Raw genomic sequence first — 21,960 nt, forward strand, 5'->3', positions numbered from 1 at the left:
GGAGATGCCATGTTGCGCCATCCACGTTTTGCCAGTCTGTCCGCCATCTCTGCCATGTCTGCGATCGTCCTTGCGCTGGTCGCGGCGGTGCCCGCTTCGGCGCAAAACGCGCCTCCTGTACGCATTCGCGGTACCGTGGAATCGATTGAGGCCGGCAGCGTCAACGTGCTGACGCGCGAAGGCAAGCAGCTCAAGCTGGCAACCTCCGACGCCACCCGCTATTCGGCGATCAAGGCGCTGGACATGTCGTCCATCAAGCAGGGCAGCTTCATCGGCACCGCCGGCAAGCCGACCGCCAACGGCGGTGTGGAAGCTCTGGAAGTGGTGGTGTTTCCGGAAGAAGCACGCGGCAGCGGCGAAGGCCACTACGACTGGGATCTGCTGCCGGGCAGCAGCATGACCAATGCCACGGTATCGGCGGTGGTTTCCGGCAACAGCGGCCGCGAACTGAATCTGACGTATCAGGGCAAGAACATTCAGGTCAAGGTGCCGCAGAACGTACCGGTGGTGACCTTCGTCCCGGCCACTGCGGCCGATCTGAAGGCCGGACTGACGGTGTTCGTGATCGGTGCGCGCGATGCGGCTGATGCCAGCGGCGAGAAGCTCAAGGCGGTGCGTGTGGTGATGGAGAAGGACGGCGTCAAGCCGCCGATGTAAGGACCCGTTCAGGATTTGATCGGGCGGCAGAATGTCTGTCCATGCGCTTATGTTTTTACCGCATAAGCGAATGCAATCTGAATCGTTCCAGCGGAACGGAAGCTGGCATATAGTCAAGCCGTCTCCTCAATCAGCTCCTGGAAAGTCATATTGAGTTCAACCCGCCTCGCGCAAGCCGGCGGGTTTTTTTCTGTCTGTACTTTCATCTTCCTGTCCCGATCACGATTTTGGTGTCGGCGATTCTTCCCGTTCGGCGTTGATGGCAGGCCCATCCCCCCGGCCCTGTGCACATGCGGCCAAGCTAACAATTTTTGTTATCCGACATCTGTTGTTAAAAATGTGCATGGTGCCGGGTTGATGCCTTGCCGGTTGCCGGTAGGGAGGCTTTAAGCAGCGCCTGTTCTGGCTTTGCGCGCTATGACAACTTGTCCTAGGGGTATTCCCGATAGGGAATTCCCCGATAGATCGAGCGCGGCGCGATGCCTATGATGGATACCAATGAAACACGGTTTGTAGCGAAAGAAGTCGCAGCAGTGATGCCGCAACGCAAATATGGATCGTGGGAAACGCACATTTTCGGAGGTCGTCATGCATTTCGTCGTCGAATCGGTTCCAGGTGAAATCACCCTGATGTTCGTGAGCTATCTGCTGTTCTGCTCGATTCTGATGTACCTCTTCGTGCGTACCGACAATGAATGGGGGCGCCTGGAAGTCAACCTGAACAGCGATCGCCAGGTTCAGCCCGGCACCATGATGTTCGTGCCGGTGTCCAGCACCGGTTACGGCGAAGTGGATGCGGTCGCCGTCATGAAGAAGGATTTTGCCGGCACCGCTGAAATGCGCAAGAGCCTGAACAAGTGCTCGGCGCATCACGAGGTCAACTGCAGCTGCTTTTTGCAGCGCGGTAGTGAAGAAGTCTGAAGCTGTATCCGATCCGTCCGCATGCCGGGAAGTCAGGGAATCAGGGGAAGTGTGAAGTGAGTGGTCGGGGGGAGTGCGTAGCAGGGTCTTGGGGTAGTAGAGGTAGTCGGGGGAAGTAGTTGTGGGGAAGTAGTGGCGGGGGAAGTGGCAAGCGTAGCAGGCAGTCTGTAGTGTGAACGTAGTCCTTGAGGGTAGTACCGCAGTAGAAGTGGCAGCAGTAGCAAACGTAACGACAGCAACAACAGCAGAAGTGGAAGTGTATTGGTTTTGCATCACGTAGTTGCAGTGTGCAGCAGGCAGTAGCTAGTACGTATCAGGCAGCATGCAGTTGAAGTTGAAGTTGAAGTTGAAGTTGAAGTTGATGTTGCAGTAGCAGTTGTAGTTTTGTTGGACTCCTTTGTTGGGTAGTGGTTTGTTGAAGTGGATAGCAGCAAGCCGATGCAGTAAGTCATTGCAATACCGCAGTAAGAAACAGGTAGTAGATACAGGCAGTGAGCAGTAAGTAGTTTGCAGTCCCGTAGTCGTCTTGAGGGGGAACGGCAGGTCGTGAAGCTGCTAGCCATATCAGCGCGTCACGCAGCCGAGGTGCGGCAGCATGCACTTCAGTAGCAGCCTAGCGGCTTGCCTGTTCTTTTCCATGAGAAAATACGGCCATGCAAACCAATCAAACTCCCGCGCGTCCGCTGATTCCTCTGGCTGATTATCAGCGCATCTTTCGCGTCATCCACTCGGTGCTCGACAGTGTCGATGCGGATATTCCAGCCTCAAGTTTTTTCTTCAGCGTCACGGCGGCACAGATTCTGAAGAAGTTTTACAAACTGAATGCGTTCCCGGTCGCCGGCGCAGCGTTTTATCTGATCAGTGAGAAGCAGAGCGGAGCCTTGTCTTTCGGTGTGCTGGAAGGCGAGCACCCGGATCAGGTCGGCAGCAACCGCGATGCATTCCACTGTTGGGTTCAATGTGATGAATATGCAATCGATTTCATGGCGCCGTTATTTCAGGAACTCCTCGAGGCGGCTGGCCACTCGATGCCGGTGCCACGTCTCATGTTTCAGAAGAGCCTGAAGCGTATGGCGGAATCGGTCGATGCCTTGCATGCGGCCGGCGATTTTCATTTCACGTCCAATCTCGAACTCACGCGCGAACTCTTGCAGCGTTTCCTGGCCGACAAGGCGCTCAGCAATCTGAGCAAGGTCTGCATCGAGTGGTATCGCAAACCGCCCAAGACGATGGAAGAAAACATGGCGCTGCAGAATGAAGAAGGCGAAGTCAGCCGTATCAGTTTCATTCCTACCGGCATCAACGGCGTCTGGTAATCAAAGCGGTCCCGGCCGCGCCTGAAAACGGCGGGCGGGAAATTCTGAATTGCTGCAGGGAGTAATAAGGAAGGGGTGTGCTGGACCAGTGTCCAACACACCATGCAATCATGCATATCGGTTGCATGTATTGCACAAGAACCCAGACTTTAACGGCGCTTTGTTACGCCGTGATGACAGGCCGGACACTTGATCGTGTCCGGCCTAGTTTTTTCTGAATCGATGATGAAGAGCGGGCTTGAGGGATGCTCCTGCTGTCATTCCGACGTCACATAGCCCCGCTAAGATTTTCTCCGTCTCCTCTGTACCTGTTGCAGATGTTTTGCCTGCGATGCCTTGGGCGTCGCAGGTTTTTTCTTCTCGCTACGGAGCAATGGTTTTCTGCTGTAGAGCTTCACGCCCAGGCCGGCCAGTGGCGTTGTAACCCGGCAGTACGCACACGTGTTGGAAGCCGTTTTCCTCCCTTCCCGCCAGGTGGCTAGCCTGGCGGTCCTGCGGCGCGGGGTGCGTCACCCTTGCACAGCCGGCTGCACTCATTTGTCCAGTCGCGCGAAACTCTTTGTTATCAATGGCTTAGATGAGTTCTCAAGGACTTGTCCACAGGCTTACTCCCAAAATCTGGGGATAAGTCCTGTACTTGTCCCATGATCCGGCAACTTCTTCAACGCCGTGACGGCAGCGCTTCAAACCTTCATCAACTATTGTCCGGCGCAGTGTAGGGCTCCACCGATACTGCTTTCAGGCTGTAGCCGGCCGAACCCATCATGGTGTCCGAATGGTCGATCTTCAGTACGCCGCTGATCCATACCGCATCCATCGAACGGATATCCTTGACTGGTTTCGCGCTGTGTACGTGAATGATCTGATTGGCCGGCGGCGGCGGTACGTGGATGCAGGCGCCGAAGTAGGGCACCAGCAGGAATTCCTTCAAGGCCTCGCCCTCGCGTTCGAGTGAGACCACAAAGCCGGGCAGGCGCACCTGCGCGCCTTCAAGACTCTGATCGACCGGCGCATTCTTCCAGTATTTCTTGGCTTTCCACAGCGCTTCGACTGCGCGCGGATCGTTGTCGTCCATCTTGTCCAGCTTCAGGCCCTTGAACGGCGCCATGGCGTCCCATTCTTTGGGGATCAGGCTTTCCCAGGCGATTTCGCGAAAGCCGTTGACACTCTTGCCGGAAGCCTTGTAAGGCTGATCTGCCACCGCGGCGCTCTGTTGCAGATGGTCGCCCACCTGATAGCGGTCGTTGCCCGCGCCACCGGCGGCGACCGGGCTGTTGGAGCCCGATGCGCGCGCAGTCACTGCCGGTACCGAGTCGGCAATCGTAGCGCCCGCCGGCGTAGCTGCAACTGATGCCGGGGCAACGGCGGCTTGCTTGGGTGCATCGCCCGAGTGGGCCAGCAGGCGCATGCCGCTGCCGACCACCAGGCCGGCGACGACGATGCCGCCTATCCAGTACATGCTTTTCATGATTTCAAGTCATCGTTTGGGATGCCAGAGGCATCCGGGTTCAGAATGCGCGGACAGCTCCGCGTGTGATTCCATCAATATTTGCTTAATAATTAAGCGGCCATGGCCTTGGCCTCTTACAGGCGTGGCGTCAGTCCATCCGAGAGGCTCAGACGATAGGCGCGCAAGCCCGGCAGCAGACTGGCAAGGAAACCGGCGAATACGGTCCAGGCCAGCAATTGCAATTCGCCGGCGGCCGGCATTGCAGGATGCAGTGTAATCCCGAACTGCGCGCTCAGCAGCGGTCCCAGCGCCACCAGCGCCAGCGTCAGCAGCAACAGGCCGAGCAGCACGCCGGCCAGCATCACGCCCAGACCTTCGGCCGCCAGCAGTACCAGAATATCGATGGGGCGGGCGCCGACCGAACGCAGGATCGCCAGCTCGCGCCGTCGTTCGCCGAGGCTGGCAAGTATCGCCGCCACCAGACCGGCGAGGCCGACCACCACTACCATCCCGGAGACGATCAGCAAGGCGTTTTCGCCGACGCCGACCACCTGCCACAATTCATCCAATGCCACGCCCGGCAAGACCGCCATCAAAGGTTCATTCTCATTGTCGGCGATGGCGCGCTGTACGCCGAACACGGCCGCACGGTTCTTCAGGCCGACCAGCACGGCGGTAATGGTCTTGGGCGTGAGGTCGAATTTCTTGACGAACTCGGCCGGGATGGCCATGCCCGGCATGCGCGCGCCGCCTTCCCAATCCAGATGAATCGCCTCCATCGCGTCCAGGCCGATATGCACGGTGCGATCCACCGGGGTGCCGGTGCGCGCCAGAATGCCGCTGACCACGAAGGGCTTGTCGGCGTGATCGGTCAGATGAGTGCCGCCCATGCCGTGGCTGAGCACGATATGGTCGCCCAGTTTGTAATGCAGCTTGTCGGCGACTTCAGCGCCGAGCACGGTTTCGAACACGGAGCCAAACGGTTTGCCCTGTGCCATGGCCAAGGCCTGGCCAGCGCCGTAATGAAAGTGCAGAAAGTAGTCGCCATTGGTCGCCAGCACCGGGAAGCCGCGATGCGAATCGCCGAGCGAGAGCGGAATGGTCCAGGCTACTGCCGGATTGGCTGCCAGTTTTTTTGCGCTGTCCCAACCCATGTTGTTGGTGGCCCCGCCGACGCGGAAGATCGCGTACAGCATCAATTGAATCGGACTGGTGCGCGCGCCGACCACCAGGTCGGTGCCCGACACCGATTGCGAAAAGCCGGCGCGCACTTCATGCCGCACGCGCTCGATGCCCAGCAGCATGGTGGTCGACAGGGCGATGGCGATCAGCATCAGGCCGAGGGTGAAACGGCGATTGGCGGCGCTGCGCAGCGCCAGACGCAGCAGCATCTTCATGCGCTCGCCTCCAGTTGATCTGCTGCATCCCGGGCGTGTGCCGCGCGGTTGATCTGTTCCAGCGCGACCAGCCGGTCGAAGCGTTGCGCCAGCCTCAGGTCATGGCTGACGAACACCAGCGCCGCGCCGGATTGCGCGCATTCACGTTGCAGCAGATCGAGAAAGCCTTGCTGACGATCGCTGTCGAGCGCCGATGTGGGTTCGTCGGCGACGATGATTTCGGGCTGGCCGATCAGCGCGCGCGCGGCGGCCACGCGCTGTTGCTGACCGATCGACAATTGCGTGACCGGTCGCGTCCACAGCGCTGGCGCCAGATCCAGACTGCGCAGCAACGCTGTCGCCGCCTGTTTCAGATCGGCGCCTTGTTGCAGCGCGCGCTGCCGGCGATAGGCCGAGAACTGGCAGGGCAGCAGGACGTTGTCCAGAATCGAGAGATAGGGAATCAGATTGAACTGCTGAAAGATGAAGCCGATGTGATCCACCCGGAAACGGTCGCGCTGCGCTGCCGGCAATTGTTGCAGCGCTTGACCGAGAATCTCGACCCGGCCGCGCTGCGGCGCGATGATGCCGCCGATCAGCGCCAGCAGCGTGCTCTTGCCGCTGCCGCTGGGGCCGCTGATGAACACCTGTTCGCGCGCGCGCAGGCTGAAGTTGTCCAGTTCCAGCGCGGGCATCTGCTGGCCGGGCCAGGTGAAGACGATGTCGCGCAGCACGATGGCCTCGCCTGAAGCTGAAGTCGTGTGCGATGAGAGAAGGGCGGGACTGGAAGACATCGTGGCGGTGCGCTGAAAGCGATTGAATCAGAGGTGGAAGGATGCCAGATCGTGACGGCAAGCACTGTAAGGCAAAGGTAAGCAAGTGTGTGGATGCGGTATTCGAGATGCGATATCGCTGGCATGCACAGGCCCGGACAATGGCCGGAATTATCCACCGATATCGCCGTGCTTGCCTGTGCTTTCAGGCTGCGTCCGGATTTACTGCAGATTCAGCAGCGCCTTGCCCGGCAACAATTGCGCCGCGCCCTGGCGCTTGGCGGTGACGAATTGCACGTCGATCTTCTGGAAGCCTTTGAAGGCCTCAAACAGGCCGATCTGCATGCTGCGCAGCCGCTCCGGCTGGCTGCAGTTGAAAGCAAAATCGCCATCGAGGTCGGCATGGCCGTCATGGCCGGCTTCCTGTCTGGCGGCGGGGGCGACGGCCTTTTCACCCAATAGCGCCGGCCCCATCGCGGCGGACTCCAGCTTGACCGAGCTCAGCGTGCAGCCGGCTTCAGGATTGGCGACGAACAGCTTGCCTGCGTCGCGCAAGGTGGCGGCCATCTTTTGCACGGCCTGCTGGTCGGCCGCGCTGTTGGCGGCGTGTTCGAATCCGACCAGATTCATCAGCGGTGAATCCAGATGCAGCGACAGCGTTTTGCCGTCCAGCGCCACATCCAATTTGCCGACGCCGTGGACGTGCGCGGCATGGCCGGCGTGGCTGTCATGATCGTCGTGCGCCTGCGCCGCGACGGGCATCCATGCCAGCGATAGCAGTAGCGGCGCGGTCGCCGCCAGCAGATGAAGCGAGGAACGTAGTCGGGGATGGCAAGAGGAAGACATGAGTCGGGCTTTCAAATCGGTCGTTCAGAATGAGGTGTTGTCGGGCGCTCAGGCATAAGCAGCGCAGCTTGCGGCAAGTACGTGAAGTGTTTACTGCGTTTTATGCAGGCCGCATTGTGAAGCGGATCAGATAAATTTCTGAGCTTTGTTACATCCTGCAACAGCGTTGCATTATAATTCGGTTTTTCGATATTCCGCAACTCGGTTGCATCGCAGGCAGAGTCTGAGGCCGCGTGCAAAAGGCAAGTCAGACCGCCAATGCCGTCTTGCGAATGTGGTCAGTATTTTGTCAGTGATGCGGCGGGCTTCAGTGTTGATGGAAGCAGACGTCATTCCTTGCTGCTGACCTGTGCGGCAATAGCGCCGCGCCCGTCGAACCAACCATTCAAAGTCTATTTCTTGACCGTGTCAGCTCTCTCCCGTTTGTTATTGAAGCAAGGCGTGCTCGCCAGTCCCTGGTGGCAGCGCGTGCTGCTGGTCGCGCCGATTTGCCTGCTGTTGTGGCTGGGCGTGTTCTGGGCATTGGGAGGCGACTGACATGCAAGCTGCGATCTCCCTCCAGAACCTGACGGTGAGCTATCGCCGTCATCCGGCTTTGCATCACATCAACGGCAGCTTCGCGCGCGGTTCGCTGACCGCCGTGATCGGCCCGAATGGCGCCGGCAAGAGCACTTTGCTGAAAAGCATTCTCGGCCTGGTTCGCTGCAACGACGGTCAGGTGGTGACGCACGCCGATGTCGGCCGCATCGCCTATCTGCCGCAGCAAGCCGAGATCGACCGCAGTTTTCCGATCACGGTGCAGGATTGCGTGATGCTGGGCTACTGGTCGCGCGTCGGCCTGTGGGGCGGTATCGATGCCGGCATGGTGCAGCGCGCGCAACAGGCGCTGGCGGCGGTCGGACTGGAAGGTTTTGCCGGACGGCCGATCGCCAGCTTGTCGGTCGGACAATTTCAACGCGTGCTGTTCGCGCGCATCCTGCTGCAGGACGCGCAGGTGATTCTGCTCGATGAGCCCTTCGCCGCCATCGACACCCGCACCACCAGCGATCTGCTGCGCATCATTCAATCCTGGCATGCCGAGCAGCGCACCGTGATCGCGGTGCTGCACGACTACGAACAGGTGCGCCGCGCCTTTCCGCAGTCGCTGCTGCTGGCGCGCAATGTGGTGGCCTGGGGCGACACCGGCGAAGTCTTGTGCGATGAAAATTTGCAGCGCGCCCGCGCCATGGCCGAAGCGGTCGATGAACATGCGCCGGTGTGCGCGGTGGGAGAGTCTGCATGAGCGCGTGGCTGGCGTTCCAGCAATTCGCCATTGCACCGTTTCAGGAATTCGCCTTCATGCGCCGCGCCCTGGTTGCAGCGCTGGCGCTGGCGCTCGGCAGTGCGCCGCTGGGCGTGTTGCTCACCCTGCGCCGCATGAGTCTGTTCGGCGAAGCCCTGAGCCACGCCGTGCTGCCGGGCGTGGCGGTGGGTTTCATTTTCTTCGGTCTGTCGCTGCCGGCGCTGAGCATAGGCGGCTTCATCGCCGGCGTGCTGGTGGTGGCGGTGGCGGGCTGGATCAGCCGCCATACCGAGCTCAAGGAAGACGCCAGCATGGCGGCCATCTACGTGGTGGCGCTGGCGCTCGGCGTGATCCTGATTTCGCGTCACGGCACCCAGCTCGATCTCTTGCATATCCTGTTCGGCAATGTGCTGGGCGTGGACAGTGAAGGCCTGCTGCTGATCGCCGGCGTGGCGACCGTCAGCGTGCTGCTGATTGCGGCCATGTATCGCGGCCTGCTGCTGGAAAGCTTCGACCCCGCCTATCTGTTCGCCAGCAGCGGACGTGCCGGCAGTGGCCGCGGCGGCGCCGTGTATCAACAGATATTCCTGATGCTGGTGGTGTTGAATCTGGTGGCCTCGTTCCAGACGCTGGGCACGCTGATGGCGGTCGGGCTGATGATGCTGCCGGCGGTGTCGGCGCGGCTGTGGCATGACACCCTGCCGGCGCAGTTGCTCAACAGCGCAGCGCAGGCGGCCGCCGCCGGTTACTGCGGCCTGCTGATTTCGTATTACGCCTCGGTCCCATCCGGTCCGGTGATCATTGTCTGCGCCGGCGGATTTTATGCACTGTCGCTGCTGTTTGCGCCGCGCGGCTGGTTGCCGCGCCTGTTGCGCCGGCCGCATTTGCAAGGCTAAAAAAAGAGCGGTGCAGGCTGCACCTGCACCGACTCGCACTCTCGCTTTTTCATTCTTGGAGATCTTCATGACGTTCAATCGTTTCGGCCGCGCCTTGCTCGGTCTGGCCGCTGCATTGGTTCTGAGCCAGTCGGCCGCTGCTGCCGACAAGCTGCCGGTGGTGGCCAGTTTCAGCATCCTCGGCGACATCGTCGCCAATATCGGCGGCGACCGCATCGCGGTGACCACGCTGGTCGGCCCGGATCAGGACGCCCATGTATTCCAGCCGGCGCCGGACAATATCAAGGCCGTTTCGCGTGCACGCCTGGTGGTGGTCAATGGCCTCGGTTTCGAAGGCTGGATGGAACGCCTGACCCAGGCCGCCAACTATCGCGGCGACATGGTGGTGGCCTCGGCCGGCATCAAGGCGCGCGAGCGTGTCGAGGAAGAACATGAAGAAAGCGGCGCCCACGCCGGCCACGACCACGATCATCATCACGGCAAGGACGACCCGCATGCCTGGCAAGATCCGCAGAACGTGGTGCTCTACACGCGCAACATCGTCGCCGCGCTGAGTAAGCTGGATCCGGCCGGCGCTGCCGTCTATCGCAAGAACGGCGACGCTTACATCGCGCAGCTGAACGAGCTGGACGCATGGGCCGCCAGGCAGTTTGCGCAAATCCCGGAAGCCAAGCGCAAGGTCATTACTTCGCACGACGCCTTTGAATATTTCGGTGCGCATTACAAGCTGCGTTTCCTGGCGGCGCAAGGCGTGTCGACCGACAGCGAGCCGAGCGCCAAGGAAGTGGCGACCCTGATTCGCCAGATCCGCAGCGAAAAGATCAAGGCGCTGTTCTTCGAGAACATGAGCAATCCCAAGCTGCTGCAACAGATCGGTCGTGAAAGCGGTGTCAGCGCAGGCGGCAAGCTGTATGCCGACGCCTTGTCGCAGGCCGGCGGCCCGGCGCCGACCTATCTGGCGCTGATGCGATACAACGTGACGCAATTGCTGGAAAAGATTCGGCTCAACTGATGCGTGATATGGGCAGCGGACGCTGGTTTGCCGGCGCCCGCTTCATGAATTGCCAACTTCGCGTATGCTTGTCGGCCTGAGTTTTGCCAATACCTTAAAACCGAATCAGGAGAAGACAAGCATGGCTATCGTTTCCGTAGTTGCTGTGATTACCGCCAAGCCGGGCAAGCGTGAAGAGCTGCTGAACATCGCCCGCGCCAATCTGGCCGCTGTGCGCGCCGAAGAGGGTTGCATTGAATACAGCCTGGCCATCGATGTCGACGGCTTCGGGCCTTCGCAGGCGCTGTACGGCGCTGATACCTTTGCCTTCATCGAAAAGTGGAGCAGCGAAGATGCCTTGCGTCTGCATGGCAAGCAGCCGCACATGGATGACTATCGTGAAAAATCCAAGGATCTGATCGCCGCGCGCGCCGTGCATGTGTTGAAATCGGCTGACTGATTCGTCGTCAGCAAGCGGAATGAAAAAAAGCCTGCGCAAGCAGGCTTTTGTTTTATGCGGCCGGCCGCAGCGGCGGCGCCGGCCTGTCGCCAATTCATGGCGAAGTCGATTTCGCGCCGCGACCGATTTTCCCCAGATGGGTGTCGTGAAATCCTTGCGCATATTTAAGTCCATATCCCAGCGCCCGATCCAGCCCCACGTGGGCGGCCCAGATCAGTCCGGCGCAACTGAGCAGCGGCAGCGTCAGCCAGAATCCGGAAAGCAGGCAGGCAAGCGGGCCGATATAGGAATGGGCGAGGTTGTAGCTCAATGCCCCGATTTTGGGGCCGGCAAGATATCCGAGCAGTGATATGTCCGGCACCAGTAAATAGAGAAAGAATGTTCCCCAGCCGAATCCGGATGTTGAAAAGAAGAGGGCGGCGCCGGCCAGAACCAGCAAGCCTTCCACTCTCAATACCTGTCTGACGCCACCTTGCGCTGCTCCGGCCATGTCATGCTTTCAAGAAAAAACAAGTCGACATTATCGGGCAGCGGGTGCGCTCATGGTTGGCTAAACCCGATGCCCGTCTGTTTTTTTTCATGGCTGTCATGCCTGCGTCAATGCTCGCCCGGGAAGTCCGCCGGATGCGTGCGCTCAGGATCATAGGCCGAAGCCTGGCCCATCTGAGTCAGCCAGTTGATGAAAGTCTTCAGCGCCGGGTTGGAATCGGCCGCACTGCGATACATCATGTGAAAGCCCTCGCCATGCAGCACTACCTCAGGAAACAATTGTTTCAGGCGGCCGTGCGCCAGATCGTCGTCGACCAGCGCCAGCGTGCCCATGGCGACGCCGAGGTCGGTCGCCGCCGCCTGCAGGCTCAGGAAGAAGTGTTCGTAGACGGTGCCCGGCATTTTTCTTCGGACTGCGACGCCGGCCTTGTTCAGCCATTGCGACCAGGCTGCAGCGCGGCTGCTGAGGTGGATCAGCGAAACCTCCACCAGATCGCGCGGCACCTTGATCGGATGCAGCTCCAGGAAGTGCGGCGAGGCCAGCGGCGCCGAGACGTCATCCAGAAAGCGGATGCACTCATAGCCGCTGCGCTCCAGCGGACTGCGCCACAGGATCACGTCAAACGGATCTTTGACGTCTTCAAAGTACTCGGACATGGTGGTCGTCACCCTGACCTCGATGCGCGGGTTGTCGATCTGGAACTGCGACAGGCGCGGGATCAGCCAGCGCATCGCCACCGAGGGCGCAGCGATCAGACGCACCACGCGGCTTTTGCCGGTCAGCGTCAGTTGCTCGGCGGCAAGGGCGATGCGATCGAGGCTGGCTTTGACCTCGGCGTAAAAGGCCAGCGCCGCCTCCGTTGGTTCGACGCCACGCGACTGGCGCAAAAACAACGGCTGGCCGAAGTGTTCTTCCAGCACTTTGATCTGCTGGCTGACCGCGCTGTGGGTAATGAATAACTCATGGGCCGCCAGCGTCAAACTCCGCGTCCGGACTGCCGCTTCGAACACTTTAAGGGTTTTGAGCGGGGGCAGAAAAGAAGACATGATGTAAGAAAAACTTATAGTGGTGTCGGAAAATGTCGCTTTAAGAAAGGCAAGCTCAAGCTTATTCTCCAATCACCGAAACGTTTAAGAGTGAAAGAAGATCATGACCACCGTAAGTATATTTGTTAAAGATGCCGGTTTTTCTAACAATTTGCGCAGCCTGGTTGAATTGGCCAAATTCGTGGTGCAGCGCATCATCAGCGAACATGCCCTGAAGCCTGTGCGCAGCGATGCCTCGGAATACAGCGATAGCGCATTCTTCAAGGGCGTCGAAAGCCACATCGAACTGGAAAACCGTCTGCGCCAGCTCGACAACAGCCATCTGCATGCCTTGTGCAAGCTGCAATCGCAGATCTGAGTCCATTGATGTAGTCCTGCCTATGCATCGGGATTGTCGTCAGGCTTGCATTGAAGCGTAGCGGCCAATAGGTCAGTCAGGTAAGCAAGAAGTAAATAAGCAAAGCGGTAGAGAGCAGCAGCTCGGCAAGTTTGAAACAGGCAGGCGGCCCCGGATTGTCGAGGCCGCAGACGGACAGGGCGGTTTGCCCAGGTTTATTCCGGAATGTGCCTTCCGGCGCCAGGCGCCATGCACGCCCGGCACAATCTGCACGCACAATCCACTCCGCCATACCCCAGCCAGTCTTCCCATGAACAACCCCGCCGATGCGGGGTTTGTTGTTTTCGGCGCAGGCGCTTCCACACGTGCCTGGTGAGACCAGTCGCAGGCTTTGTTGCCATTGTGTGAGCGACAACACTGATCACCGACCATGGATGAGTGCTGCCCCCTGCGCCAAAAAATAATTGCGGCAGTCGCCCGCCTATGCGCTTCTTCAGTGGTTTATGTACGGCAGGCAATGTATCCTGACAGCCTTTCGCGTCACGATTCGTTTCAATGACAGCCAGCCGCGACGGCGCAGAGCCGCCTCCCACGCCAGACTCCAGTCTTCCAGCTGCGGGCCTTGCCGTCCCTGCACAACACGCCAGGTCGCCGCGCGATTCCACCGCGGCCTTCATCGTGGCGCTGGGCGTGGCGCAAATTGTGGCCTGGGGCTCGACGGTATTTCTGGCGGCCGTCATTGCAACGCCCATGTCCACGGGACTGGGCATCACGCGCGGCACCTTCTTCGCCGCATTTTCACTTTCTCTGATCGTCATGGCTCTGTGCGGCCCGCGCGTCGGTCGCAATATCGATCGCACCGGCGGTCGCAGCATCATGCTGGTTTCCAGTTTCATTCTGGCGGCGGGTTTGCTGCTCCTCGCAGCAGTGCAGGGAACCGTCACTCTGTTCGCGGCCTGGATCGTGATCGGCGTCGGCATGGCGCTGGGTTTGTATGACTCGGCCTTTGCGGCGGTGGTGCATCGTTTCCGGCAATCGGCGCGCAATGTGATCGTCGGCGTGACCGTGGTGGCCGGTTTCACCAGCACCATAGGCTGGCCGTTCTCGATCTGGCTGATCGAACATTTCGGCTGGCGCATCTGCTGCGTGGTGTGGGCGCTGCTCAATGTGGCGATAGCCTGGCCTATCTATCTCTATTTCATCAATCCACGGCGCTACGCAAAGCCAGCGGTCGCGCCCATCGGCATTGCGGCAACGGAGGTGCAAGTCGTCGCCGCCTCCGGCGAAACCGCTGCTGCCGAGGCGCCGGCAGCCGCTCTCGCAGCAGTAGCGGAGCAAGCGCAGCGGCCGCGGCGCGATCTCTACCTCCTGTGCATTTTCTCCGGCGCCACTTCTTTTGTGAGTTCCGCCATGGCCGCGCACTTGCCGGGTTTGCTGGAGGCTACCGGCGCCACCACTGTGCAGATTCTCATGGCCGGCATGCTGCTGGGGCCGGCGCAAGTCGTGTCGCGGCTGCTGGAGTTCGGACTGGCGCGGCGCTTTGATTTTCATCCTCTGGCTTCGGCGCGTCTGGCGACGGCGCTGCATCCGATCGCCTGTGCGCTGCTCGCTGCAGCGCCGCCGTTTGCCGCGCTGACTTCGACCTTCGCCGTGATTCATGGCGCGGGCAACGGCATGATCTCGGTCGCACGCGGCGTCCTGCCTTTGTCCCTGTTCGGCGCCCAGGCTTACGGCGCCATCACCGGCACTCTGGCAATTTTTGGACGAAGCATGCAGGCCTGTGCTCCCTTCCTGTTTGCGCTGGTGCTGGAGAGCCTCGGCGTCGGCTGGGCCATGCTGCTGTCGAGCGGACTTTCGATTGCAGCAAGCTTTTCCTTGCTCGCCTTGCGCGCGCGGCGCTGATCCCGCAAACGCTTGCTACGCGTCACTTACAGCATCAATTTCCTTGTGGAAATGAATGTGGCCGTGCGTCCGCATTCATCAAAAATTCATAAATAAATGGCAATGTCGCTGCTATATTTAAGACGCGACGTCGCATGACGCGTCGGGGGAAGCCGCCGTTCATGCCGGTTCGGCGGCAGTTTGTTTTGGATGGGCAACACTGTTCTTGGGGGAACATCATGCTGTCGTCTTTACGTACGCGTCTTATCGTCATTTCCGTTTCCATCGTTGTCGTCGCCATGGTCGTGCTGAGCCTGGCCAACGTCTATACCGTCCGCCGCGATACCTTGTCCGCGCTGGAGGTGCAGACGGCACAGCTCACCGACAGTCACGCCGGAAATATCGCCGAATGGGTGCGCAGCAAGCGCACCATCACCGGTTCCATGAAACAGGCGCTCAAGCAGAGCGATGTGCTGCCCATCGTGGCCGCCGCGATGGAGGCCGGCGCCTTCGACGATGCTTACATCGGCTATCCGGACAAACGCATGCTGGCGCTGCATCCGATGCCGGCCGGCTACGATCCCACTGCGCGGCCCTGGTATCAGCAGGCGCTCAATGCCGGCAAGCCGGTGCTGACCGCGCCATATGTGGATGCCACCACCGGCAAGCTGGTCGTAACCTTTGCCGAAGCGGTCGGCGGCAAGGACAGCCTGCAGGCCGTGATCGGCTCCGATGTCCAGCTCGACAACGTGGTGCGCAACGTGGCCGGCATCAAGCCCACGCCTGGCAGCTTCGCCTTCATTGTCGGCAAGGATGGGGTGATCATCACGCATCCCAACAAGGAACTGGCGCTCAAGCCGGTGTCGGCGCTGGACCAGAGTCTTAGCGCGCAGACGCTGGCATCAATGCGCAAGGGCGGCGAGGCGAAGATCGGCGACGCCGCTTACCTGTTGTTCGTGCAGCCGATCGAAGGCACCGATTGGTCGCTGGTGGTGGCGCTCAATAAAGCTGAGGCGACGCAGTCGATCCGCACCCTGATGGCCACTTCTGCCGTGCTGGCGGTGCTGGCCATCGTGGTCGCGGCCGTCTTGCTGACGCTGACCATCACCGGCCTGTTGCGCCGCGTGGGCGTGGTGCGTGATGCGATGGAGGACATCGCTTCCGGCGAGGGGGATCTGACGCGCCGCCTGGATGAAAGCGGGCGCGATGAGCTGTCCCAGATAGCTAGCGCCTTCAACCGCTTCACCGACAAGATTGCCGCGACCCTGCTCGACATCCGCCGTGCCAGCGAATCGGTGAAGACCTCATCCAGCGAAATCGCGTCGGGCAACCTCGATCTGTCCGGCCGCACCGAGCAGCAGGCCGGTTCGCTGGAAGAAACCGCTTCGGCAATGGAAGAACTTACTTCGACCGTCAAGCAGAATGCCGACAACGCACGCCAGGCCAATCAACTGGCGGTCTCGGCGTCCGAGGTGGCGGTGCAGGGCGGACAAGTGGTAGGGCAGGTGGTCGATACCATGAGCTCGATCAATGAATCCTCGCGCAAGATCGTCGACATCATCAGCGTGATCGACGGTATCGCCTTTCAGACCAATATCCTGGCCTTGAACGCCGCGGTCGAAGCGGCGCGTGCCGGCGAACAGGGGCGCGGCTTCGCGGTGGTGGCATCGGAGGTGCGCTCGCTGGCCCAGCGCAGCGCCTCGGCCGCCAAGGAGATCAAGGAGCTGATCGATGATTCGGTGCATAAGGTCGAGGCCGGCAGCCAGCTGGTGGCGCAGGCCGGCAGCACTATGACCGAGGTGGTGGCCAGCGTGCGCCGGGTAACCGACATCGTGGGCGAAATCAGCGCCGCCAGTCAGGAGCAAAGTTCAGGCATTGCCGAGATCGGCCGCGCCGTCACGCAAATGGACGAAGCCACGCAACAGAACGCCGCCCTGGTTGAACAGGCTGCCGCTGCCGCCCAGTCGCTGCAAGAGCAGGCCGCACATCTGGCCGGCGTGGTGGCTGAATTCAAGCTGGATGAAAGCCAGGGCGCCGCACCATTGAGCAAGCGCGTCTCTGTGGTGTCGCCACCAGCACCGGCGTCTTTCAGCAAGACCTCAAGTGCGGCCGTGACGAAAGCTCCGGCAAAACCCGCTGCACTTGCCAAGCCGGCCGCAGTTGCTCATGCAGCTCCGCAAGCAACTCCGGCGGCGGCCGTCAGCAAGCCGGCGGCATCCAGACCGGCGCCATCCAAAGCGGCGGTCGCGCCAAAATCACAGGATGGCGATGGCTGGGAAGAGTTCTGAATCTCTTGTTGCGGCCACAGCCGCATTGACGGCGAAAGGCCGCAGAAGGAACCCGGCCAGGTGCCGTGATGCCGTTCAGTTAACACTGAACGGCATTTTTGTTGGTGTTGTTGGCGCGCAATTTTGCTCATCCGCGCCGCACCAGCAGATGCATATCGCCGAACAGCGTTTGCATGCCGCTGTGCTCGATGAAACTGAGATTGTAAGGATGCTCGGCGACAGCGCGCGGGAAGCTTTCGATCAGCGGCAGGCTGCGCAACTGTTCGGCAATCTTGCCCCACAAAACCAGTGTCGGCAGAGCGCTGACATGGGTTTGCGCATGCGTGGCGAGCGCGTGCAGAACGGTGTCGAAGAATGGCTTCCATGCCTTGGCGTCCTTGACCGGCGCCACGTGCGCCCGAAATACCAGGCTGGCGTTGAGCAGCAAAAATCCCTGCGCTTCAAGATTGTTTTGCAGATCGGCCAGCGTCTGAATGCTGCCGGTAATGTCTTCTCGCGCCTGCGCGGAGATCCCGGCCAATGCATCGCCACTGGTATTGCCGGCCGTCAGCGAGCCGTTCGCCACCAGCAGCATCTTCATGAAATTGCGCAAGGAAGTGGCGCGATTGACCTGCTTCGACAAGCCCTTGTCCGACCATAGCGACCCCACCGCGCCATCCATGAAGCAGACGCCGGTAGCGCTGGCCGCACGCGGGTAAGGGCCTTCGCCGACCAGCACGTAGCGCACCTGATCAAGCGGCTGTTTGAAGGCGGCAAAGATGCGGCCCTCGGTCGGCAGATAGTTATCCTGCGCCAGCGTGTTGAGATAGGCGGGATCGGCCTGGGCGACGGCGGTCAGCCCGGCGCGCAGTGCATCATGCCAGGACGGATCGGCGGACTGAATCAGATCCAGCAGCGCAGCGGGGATGGCGGAGGAAGATGTTGTGGTCATGACGGGAAGGCGAGATGGAGGCCGTGTTGAGAAGTGGCGGCATTGTATAACGTGGGCGCGTAAGTTTTGGCCGCGCGCGGGCACCGTTCATCGCCGCTCCCCGGCCGATGAATAGCGTTGCAAGCAACAAGGGCGTCCTGACTTTCGTCGGGACGCCCTTGCAGGTTTTTGCATTGCTTGAATTTCCGGCGCTGCCAGGCGCAGTGCTGCATCACTTATTGCGCGTTGCTCAGCATCAGGCCGCCGCCGTATCGCTCCCCGGCGCCCCAAACAATTGCTGCTTGAGCAGGTGCAACTGATCGCGCGCGGCTGCCGCTTTTTCGAACTCCAGGTTCTTGGCATGCTCCTGCATCTGCTTTTCGAGGCGCTTGATTTCCTTGCTGATCTGCTTCTCGCTCATGGCTTCGTAGTTCTTCTGCTCCTGTGCCACCATCAGCTCGGCGCGCGCTTCCTGCGGGCTGTAGACGCCGTCGATCAGTTCGCGGATTTCCTTCTTGATGCCGGTCGGCGTGATGCCGTTGGCTTCGTTGAAGGCCACCTGCTTCGCACGTCGCCGTTCGGTTTCACCGATCGCCTTGTGCATGGAATCGGTGACCTTGTCGCCGTACAGAATCGCCATACCGTTGAGGTTGCGCGCGGCGCGACCGATGGTCTGGATCAGGCTGCGTTCGGAGCGCAGGAAGCCTTCCTTGTCGGCATCCAGAATCGCCACCAGCGAGACTTCAGGAATATCCAGACCTTCGCGCAGCAGGTTGATGCCGACCAGCACGTCGAAGGTGCCGAGGCGCAGATCGCGGATGATTTCGACCCGTTCCACGGTGTCGATGTCGCTGTGCAGATAGCGCACCTTGATGCCGTTGTCGCTCAGGAAGTCGGTCAACTGTTCCGCCATGCGCTTGGTCAGCGTGGTCACCAGCACGCGCTCGTTCTTCTTGATGCGCAGCGTGATTTCCGACATCAGGTCATCGACCTGCGTGGTCGCCGGACGCACCGTGATCAGCGGATCAACCAGGCCGGTGGGGCGCACCACCTGTTCCACCACCTGATCGGCGCGGCCGTTTTCGTAGTCGGCCGGGGTGGCCGAGACGAAGATGGTCTGGCGCATCTTGCCTTCGAACTCATTGAACTTGAGCGGGCGATTGTCCAGCGCCGACGGCAGACGGAAACCGTAATCCACCAGATTCGTCTTGCGCGCACGGTCGCCGTTGTACATGCCGTTGAGCTGGCCGATCAGCACGTGCGATTCGTCGAGGAACATCAGCGCATCGGGCGGCAGATAATCCACCAGCGTCGGCGGCGGATCGCCGGCCTTGGCGCCGCTCAGATGGCGCGAATAGTTTTCGATGCCCTTGGTGAAGCCGATCTCGGTCATCATTTCCAGGTCGAAGCGGGTACGCTGCTCCAGCCGCTGCTCTTCGATCAGCTTGTTTTCCTTGCGGAAGAATTCCAGCCGTTCGCGCAATTCATCCTTGATGGTTTCGATCGCGCGCAGCACGGTCGAGCGCGGCGTCACATAGTGCGAACCGGGGTAGACCGTGAAGCGCGGAATCTTCTGGCGCACGCGGCCGGTCAGCGGGTCGAACAGTTGCAGGCTGTCGATTTCATCGTCGAACATTTCTATGCGCACCGCCAGCTCGGCATGCTCGGCGGGAAACACGTCGATGGTGTCGCCGCGCACGCGGAAAGTGCCGCGGCCGAAATCGACTTCGTTGCGCGAGTATTGCATCTGGATCAGACGCGCAATGACGTCGCGCTGGCTGACCTTGTCCTTGGCGCGCAGCGTCAGGATCATCTGATGGTATTCGTTGGGATTACCGATACCGTAGATCGCCGACACGGTGGCGACGATGATGACGTCGCGTCGCTCCATCAGAGATTTGGTGCAGGACAGGCGCATCTGCTCGATATGTTCATTGATCGAGGAGTCTTTCTCGATGAACAGATCGCGCTGCGGCACGTAGGCCTCCGGCTGGTAATAGTCGTAGTAGCTGACGAAGTACTCCACCGAGTTGTGCGGAAAGAACTCGCGGAACTCACTGTAGAGCTGCGCCGCCAGCGTCTTGTTGGGGGCAAACACGATGGCGGGGCGGCCGAGGCGGGCGATGGTGTTGGCCATCGTATAAGTCTTGCCGGAGCCGGTCACGCCCAGCAGGGTCTGGAAGAACAGCCCGTCCTTGACACCTTCCACCAGTTTCTCGATGGCCGCAGGCTGGTCGCCGGCAGGCGGAAACACCTGATACAGCTTGAAGGGCGAATCCGGAAAGGTGATGAATTTGCTTTCGTCTAGCGCGGGGGGAATCGGGGTCAAATCAGCCATGGTCGTCTGGGTATTCTGGAGTAATCCTGGTTGCCGGGATGATGCCTGCTGCCGGTGCAGGCCGCTGCGGCCTTTGCACATGCGCGGAGCATTTGGCCTGCGGCGCGAGAGTCGTTTGCGCGCAGGTCTTGTTGCTCTGCCAATGATCCTGCAGTCTGATCGGCTGCAGGATGCGTGAAGGCATGTTCGATATCTGATGTTGCATGCGGGAAAAACATTCCGGCATTGTTGCTATAGATGCTGCCCGCAGCGCGATGTTCAAGTGCTGCCGCCATAAAGTCTGTGCCATTTTGCGTATACAGCGGTGCCGATTCGGCTCCGATCTGTATCTGTGAATAGCACGCGACCTTTGGTAAAATGGCGTGTTGCAAAACGGTGCACGGCTGGAGCATGGCCTTGCATCCATCCCGTCTGCGACTCAACGCCGCAGCTAACTTTTCATGTTATCACGATGAACGCTCCTGTCTCTGCCTCCCTGTTTACCGCCATCCAAATGGCGCCGCGCGATCCTATTCTGGGCATTACCGATGCCTACAATGCCGACAAGAATCCGGCCAAAACCAATCTGGGCGTCGGCGTCTACTACGACGACAACGGCAAAGTGCCGCTGCTGGAATGCGTGCGCAAGGCTGAGGCGGAACTGGCGGCCAAGCTGGCGCCGCGTACTTATCTGCCGATCGACGGCCTGGCGACTTACGACAAGGCGGTGCAAGAGCTGGTGTTCGGCGCCGACAGCGCAGTCGTGCAGGAGAAGCGAGCAATTACCGTGCAAGCCCTGGGCGGCACCGGCGCGCTGAAACTGGGCGCAGATTTCCTCAAGCATTTTTCGGCTGCCGGCACCCAGATCTGGATCAGCGATCCAAGCTGGGAAAACCACCGTGCGCTGTTCGAAATGGCCGGTTTCACGGTCAACAACTATCCGTACTACGACGCGGCAACCCGTGGCGTGAACTTCGCCGGCATGCTGGATGCGCTCAAGACCATGGCGTCCGGCTCGGTGGTGCTGCTGCACGCTTGCTGCCACAATCCGACCGGCGCCGATCTGACTGCCGATCAATGGACTGAAGTGATCGAAGTCGTCACCTCGCGCGGCCTGATTCCTTTCCTCGACATGGCCTATCAAGGCTTCGGCGACGGCATCGAAGAAGACGGCAAGGTGGTGCGCCGCTTCGCTGAAGCCGGCGGCCCGCTGTTTGTGTCGAACTCGTTCTCCAAATCCTTCTCGCTGTACGGCGAACGCGTGGGCGCCTTGTCCATCGTCGCCGCCAGCTCGGAAGAAGCCGGTCGCGTGCTGTCGCAATTGAAGCGCGTGGTGCGCACCAACTATTCCAACCCGCCGATCCATGGCGGTCAGGTGGTCGCTACCGCACTGGCATCGCCTGAACTGCGCAAGATGTGGGAAGACGAACTGGCCGAGATGCGCGTGCGCATCCGCGAAATGCGTCAACTGCTGGTCGCCAAGCTGAAAGAAAAGGCGCCTGCACACGACTTCGATTTCGTGATCAAGCAACGCGGCATGTTCTCGTACTCGGGCCTGACCAAGGCGCAAGTCGAGCGTCTGCGCACCGAGTTCTCGATCTATGCCGTGGACACCGGCCGTATCTGCGTCGCCGCGCTGAACAGCAAGAACATCGACGCAGTGGTCGATGCCATCGCCAAAGTGCTGTAAAGAAAGACTGCGCATCTCCGGCCTGAAAAGAGG

Annotated in this window: 20 protein-coding genes; 11 read left to right on the forward strand and 9 right to left on the reverse strand. The window is 60.4% G+C overall.

Annotation, left to right across the window (positions count from 1 at the left end; all coding sequences use genetic code 11):
• The first annotated feature begins 9 nt into the window (after nt 1–9).
• The 3 genes from PQR62_RS24635 to PQR62_RS24645 all read left to right on the forward strand — a co-directional run bounded on the left by PQR62_RS24635 (nt 10) and on the right by PQR62_RS24645 (nt 2,894).
• Nucleotides 10–657 carry a hypothetical protein gene (locus PQR62_RS24635; RefSeq protein WP_408160718.1) on the forward strand — a complete coding sequence of 216 codons (648 nt, stop codon included), beginning with the start codon at nt 10–12 and terminating at the stop codon, nt 655–657.
• 588 nt (nt 658–1,245) lie between these two features.
• Nucleotides 1,246–1,578 (forward strand): hypothetical protein, encoded by a 333-nt coding sequence (locus tag PQR62_RS24640; protein ID WP_408160719.1) that lies wholly within the window; start codon nt 1,246–1,248, stop codon nt 1,576–1,578.
• A 653-nt stretch (nt 1,579–2,231) separates the two neighbouring features.
• Nucleotides 2,232–2,894 carry a DUF2026 family protein gene (locus PQR62_RS24645; protein WP_408160720.1) on the forward strand — a complete coding sequence of 221 codons (663 nt, stop codon included), beginning with the start codon at nt 2,232–2,234 and terminating at the stop codon, nt 2,892–2,894.
• Between the two features lie 694 nt (nt 2,895–3,588).
• Here the strand turns inward: PQR62_RS24645 and PQR62_RS24650 are convergent.
• The 4 genes from PQR62_RS24650 to PQR62_RS24665 all read right to left on the reverse strand — a co-directional run bounded on the left by PQR62_RS24650 (nt 3,589) and on the right by PQR62_RS24665 (nt 7,339).
• Nucleotides 3,589–4,362, reverse strand: a complete 774-nt coding sequence (locus PQR62_RS24650; protein WP_408160721.1) for a DUF3299 domain-containing protein — start codon at nt 4,360–4,362, stop codon at nt 3,589–3,591.
• Between the two features lie 116 nt (nt 4,363–4,478).
• Nucleotides 4,479–5,741, reverse strand: coding sequence for an ABC transporter permease (locus PQR62_RS24655; RefSeq protein ID WP_408160722.1), 1,263 nt, complete (start codon nt 5,739–5,741; stop codon nt 4,479–4,481).
• Nucleotides 5,738–6,514 (reverse strand): ABC transporter ATP-binding protein, encoded by a 777-nt coding sequence (locus tag PQR62_RS24660; RefSeq protein WP_408160723.1) that lies wholly within the window; start codon nt 6,512–6,514, stop codon nt 5,738–5,740. The genes PQR62_RS24655 and PQR62_RS24660 overlap by 4 nt, the downstream gene beginning before the upstream one ends.
• Before the next feature lie 201 nt (nt 6,515–6,715).
• On the reverse strand, nt 6,716–7,339 hold the full coding sequence (locus tag PQR62_RS24665; RefSeq protein WP_408160724.1) for a DUF2796 domain-containing protein: 624 nt from the start codon (nt 7,337–7,339) through the stop codon (nt 6,716–6,718).
• A gap of 538 nt (nt 7,340–7,877) precedes the next feature.
• Here PQR62_RS24665 and PQR62_RS24670 point away from each other — a divergent pair.
• From PQR62_RS24670 to PQR62_RS24685, 4 genes are all read left to right on the forward strand, one after another.
• Complete coding sequence (locus tag PQR62_RS24670) at nt 7,878–8,621, forward strand: metal ABC transporter ATP-binding protein (RefSeq protein WP_408160725.1); 744 nt, start codon at nt 7,878–7,880, stop codon at nt 8,619–8,621.
• Complete coding sequence (locus PQR62_RS24675; RefSeq protein WP_408160726.1) at nt 8,618–9,517, forward strand: metal ABC transporter permease; 900 nt, start codon at nt 8,618–8,620, stop codon at nt 9,515–9,517. The genes PQR62_RS24670 and PQR62_RS24675 overlap by 4 nt, the downstream gene beginning before the upstream one ends.
• Nucleotides 9,518–9,584: 67 nt before the next feature.
• A complete protein-coding gene (locus PQR62_RS24680; RefSeq protein WP_408160727.1) occupies nt 9,585–10,529 on the forward strand; it encodes a metal ABC transporter substrate-binding protein in 945 nt (314 codons plus the stop codon).
• A gap of 121 nt (nt 10,530–10,650) precedes the next feature.
• On the forward strand, nt 10,651–10,968 hold the full coding sequence (locus PQR62_RS24685) for a putative quinol monooxygenase (RefSeq protein WP_408160728.1): 318 nt from the start codon (nt 10,651–10,653) through the stop codon (nt 10,966–10,968).
• Nucleotides 10,969–11,062: 94 nt separating this feature from the next.
• On the opposite strand, the gene PQR62_RS24690 is transcribed toward PQR62_RS24685, so the two are convergent.
• Together PQR62_RS24690 and PQR62_RS24695 are read right to left on the reverse strand one after the other, a co-directional pair.
• On the reverse strand, nt 11,063–11,458 hold the full coding sequence (locus tag PQR62_RS24690) for a DUF4260 domain-containing protein (protein ID WP_408160729.1): 396 nt from the start codon (nt 11,456–11,458) through the stop codon (nt 11,063–11,065).
• Between the two features lie 107 nt (nt 11,459–11,565).
• On the reverse strand, nt 11,566–12,504 hold the full coding sequence (locus PQR62_RS24695; protein WP_408160730.1) for a LysR substrate-binding domain-containing protein: 939 nt from the start codon (nt 12,502–12,504) through the stop codon (nt 11,566–11,568).
• 103 nt (nt 12,505–12,607) lie between these two features.
• Between PQR62_RS24695 and PQR62_RS24700 the strand changes: the two genes are divergently transcribed.
• The 3 genes from PQR62_RS24700 (at nt 12,608) to PQR62_RS24710 (ending at nt 17,010) form a co-directional block, all read left to right on the forward strand.
• On the forward strand, nt 12,608–12,862 hold the full coding sequence (locus tag PQR62_RS24700; protein ID WP_408160731.1) for a hypothetical protein: 255 nt from the start codon (nt 12,608–12,610) through the stop codon (nt 12,860–12,862).
• 534 nt (nt 12,863–13,396) lie between these two features.
• Nucleotides 13,397–14,743, forward strand: coding sequence for an MFS transporter (locus PQR62_RS24705; protein WP_408160732.1), 1,347 nt, complete (start codon nt 13,397–13,399; stop codon nt 14,741–14,743).
• Nucleotides 14,744–14,961: 218 nt separating this feature from the next.
• A complete protein-coding gene (locus PQR62_RS24710; protein ID WP_408160733.1) occupies nt 14,962–17,010 on the forward strand; it encodes a methyl-accepting chemotaxis protein in 2,049 nt (682 codons plus the stop codon).
• 127 nt (nt 17,011–17,137) lie between these two features.
• On the opposite strand, the gene PQR62_RS24715 is transcribed toward PQR62_RS24710, so the two are convergent.
• From PQR62_RS24715 to PQR62_RS24725, 3 genes are all read right to left on the reverse strand, one after another.
• Entirely contained in the window at nt 17,138–17,941 is an 804-nt protein-coding gene (locus tag PQR62_RS24715) for a uracil-DNA glycosylase family protein (RefSeq protein ID WP_408160734.1), read from the reverse strand.
• 235 nt (nt 17,942–18,176) lie between these two features.
• Entirely contained in the window at nt 18,177–20,258 is a 2,082-nt protein-coding gene (gene uvrB / locus PQR62_RS24720; protein ID WP_408160735.1) for an excinuclease ABC subunit UvrB, read from the reverse strand.
• Nucleotides 20,246–20,650 (reverse strand): hypothetical protein, encoded by a 405-nt coding sequence (locus tag PQR62_RS24725; RefSeq protein ID WP_408160736.1) that lies wholly within the window; start codon nt 20,648–20,650, stop codon nt 20,246–20,248. Before PQR62_RS24725 ends, uvrB begins: the two co-directional genes overlap by 13 nt.
• 59 nt (nt 20,651–20,709) lie before the next feature.
• Between PQR62_RS24725 and PQR62_RS24730 the strand changes: the two genes are divergently transcribed.
• Nucleotides 20,710–21,927 (forward strand): amino acid aminotransferase, encoded by a 1,218-nt coding sequence (locus PQR62_RS24730; RefSeq protein WP_408160737.1) that lies wholly within the window; start codon nt 20,710–20,712, stop codon nt 21,925–21,927.
• Nucleotides 21,928–21,960 lie beyond the last annotated feature (33 nt).

Source organism: Herbaspirillum lusitanum (genome assembly GCF_046025995.1).
GTDB classification, from domain to species: Bacteria; Pseudomonadota; Gammaproteobacteria; order Burkholderiales; family Burkholderiaceae_D; genus Herbaspirillum; species Herbaspirillum lusitanum_A.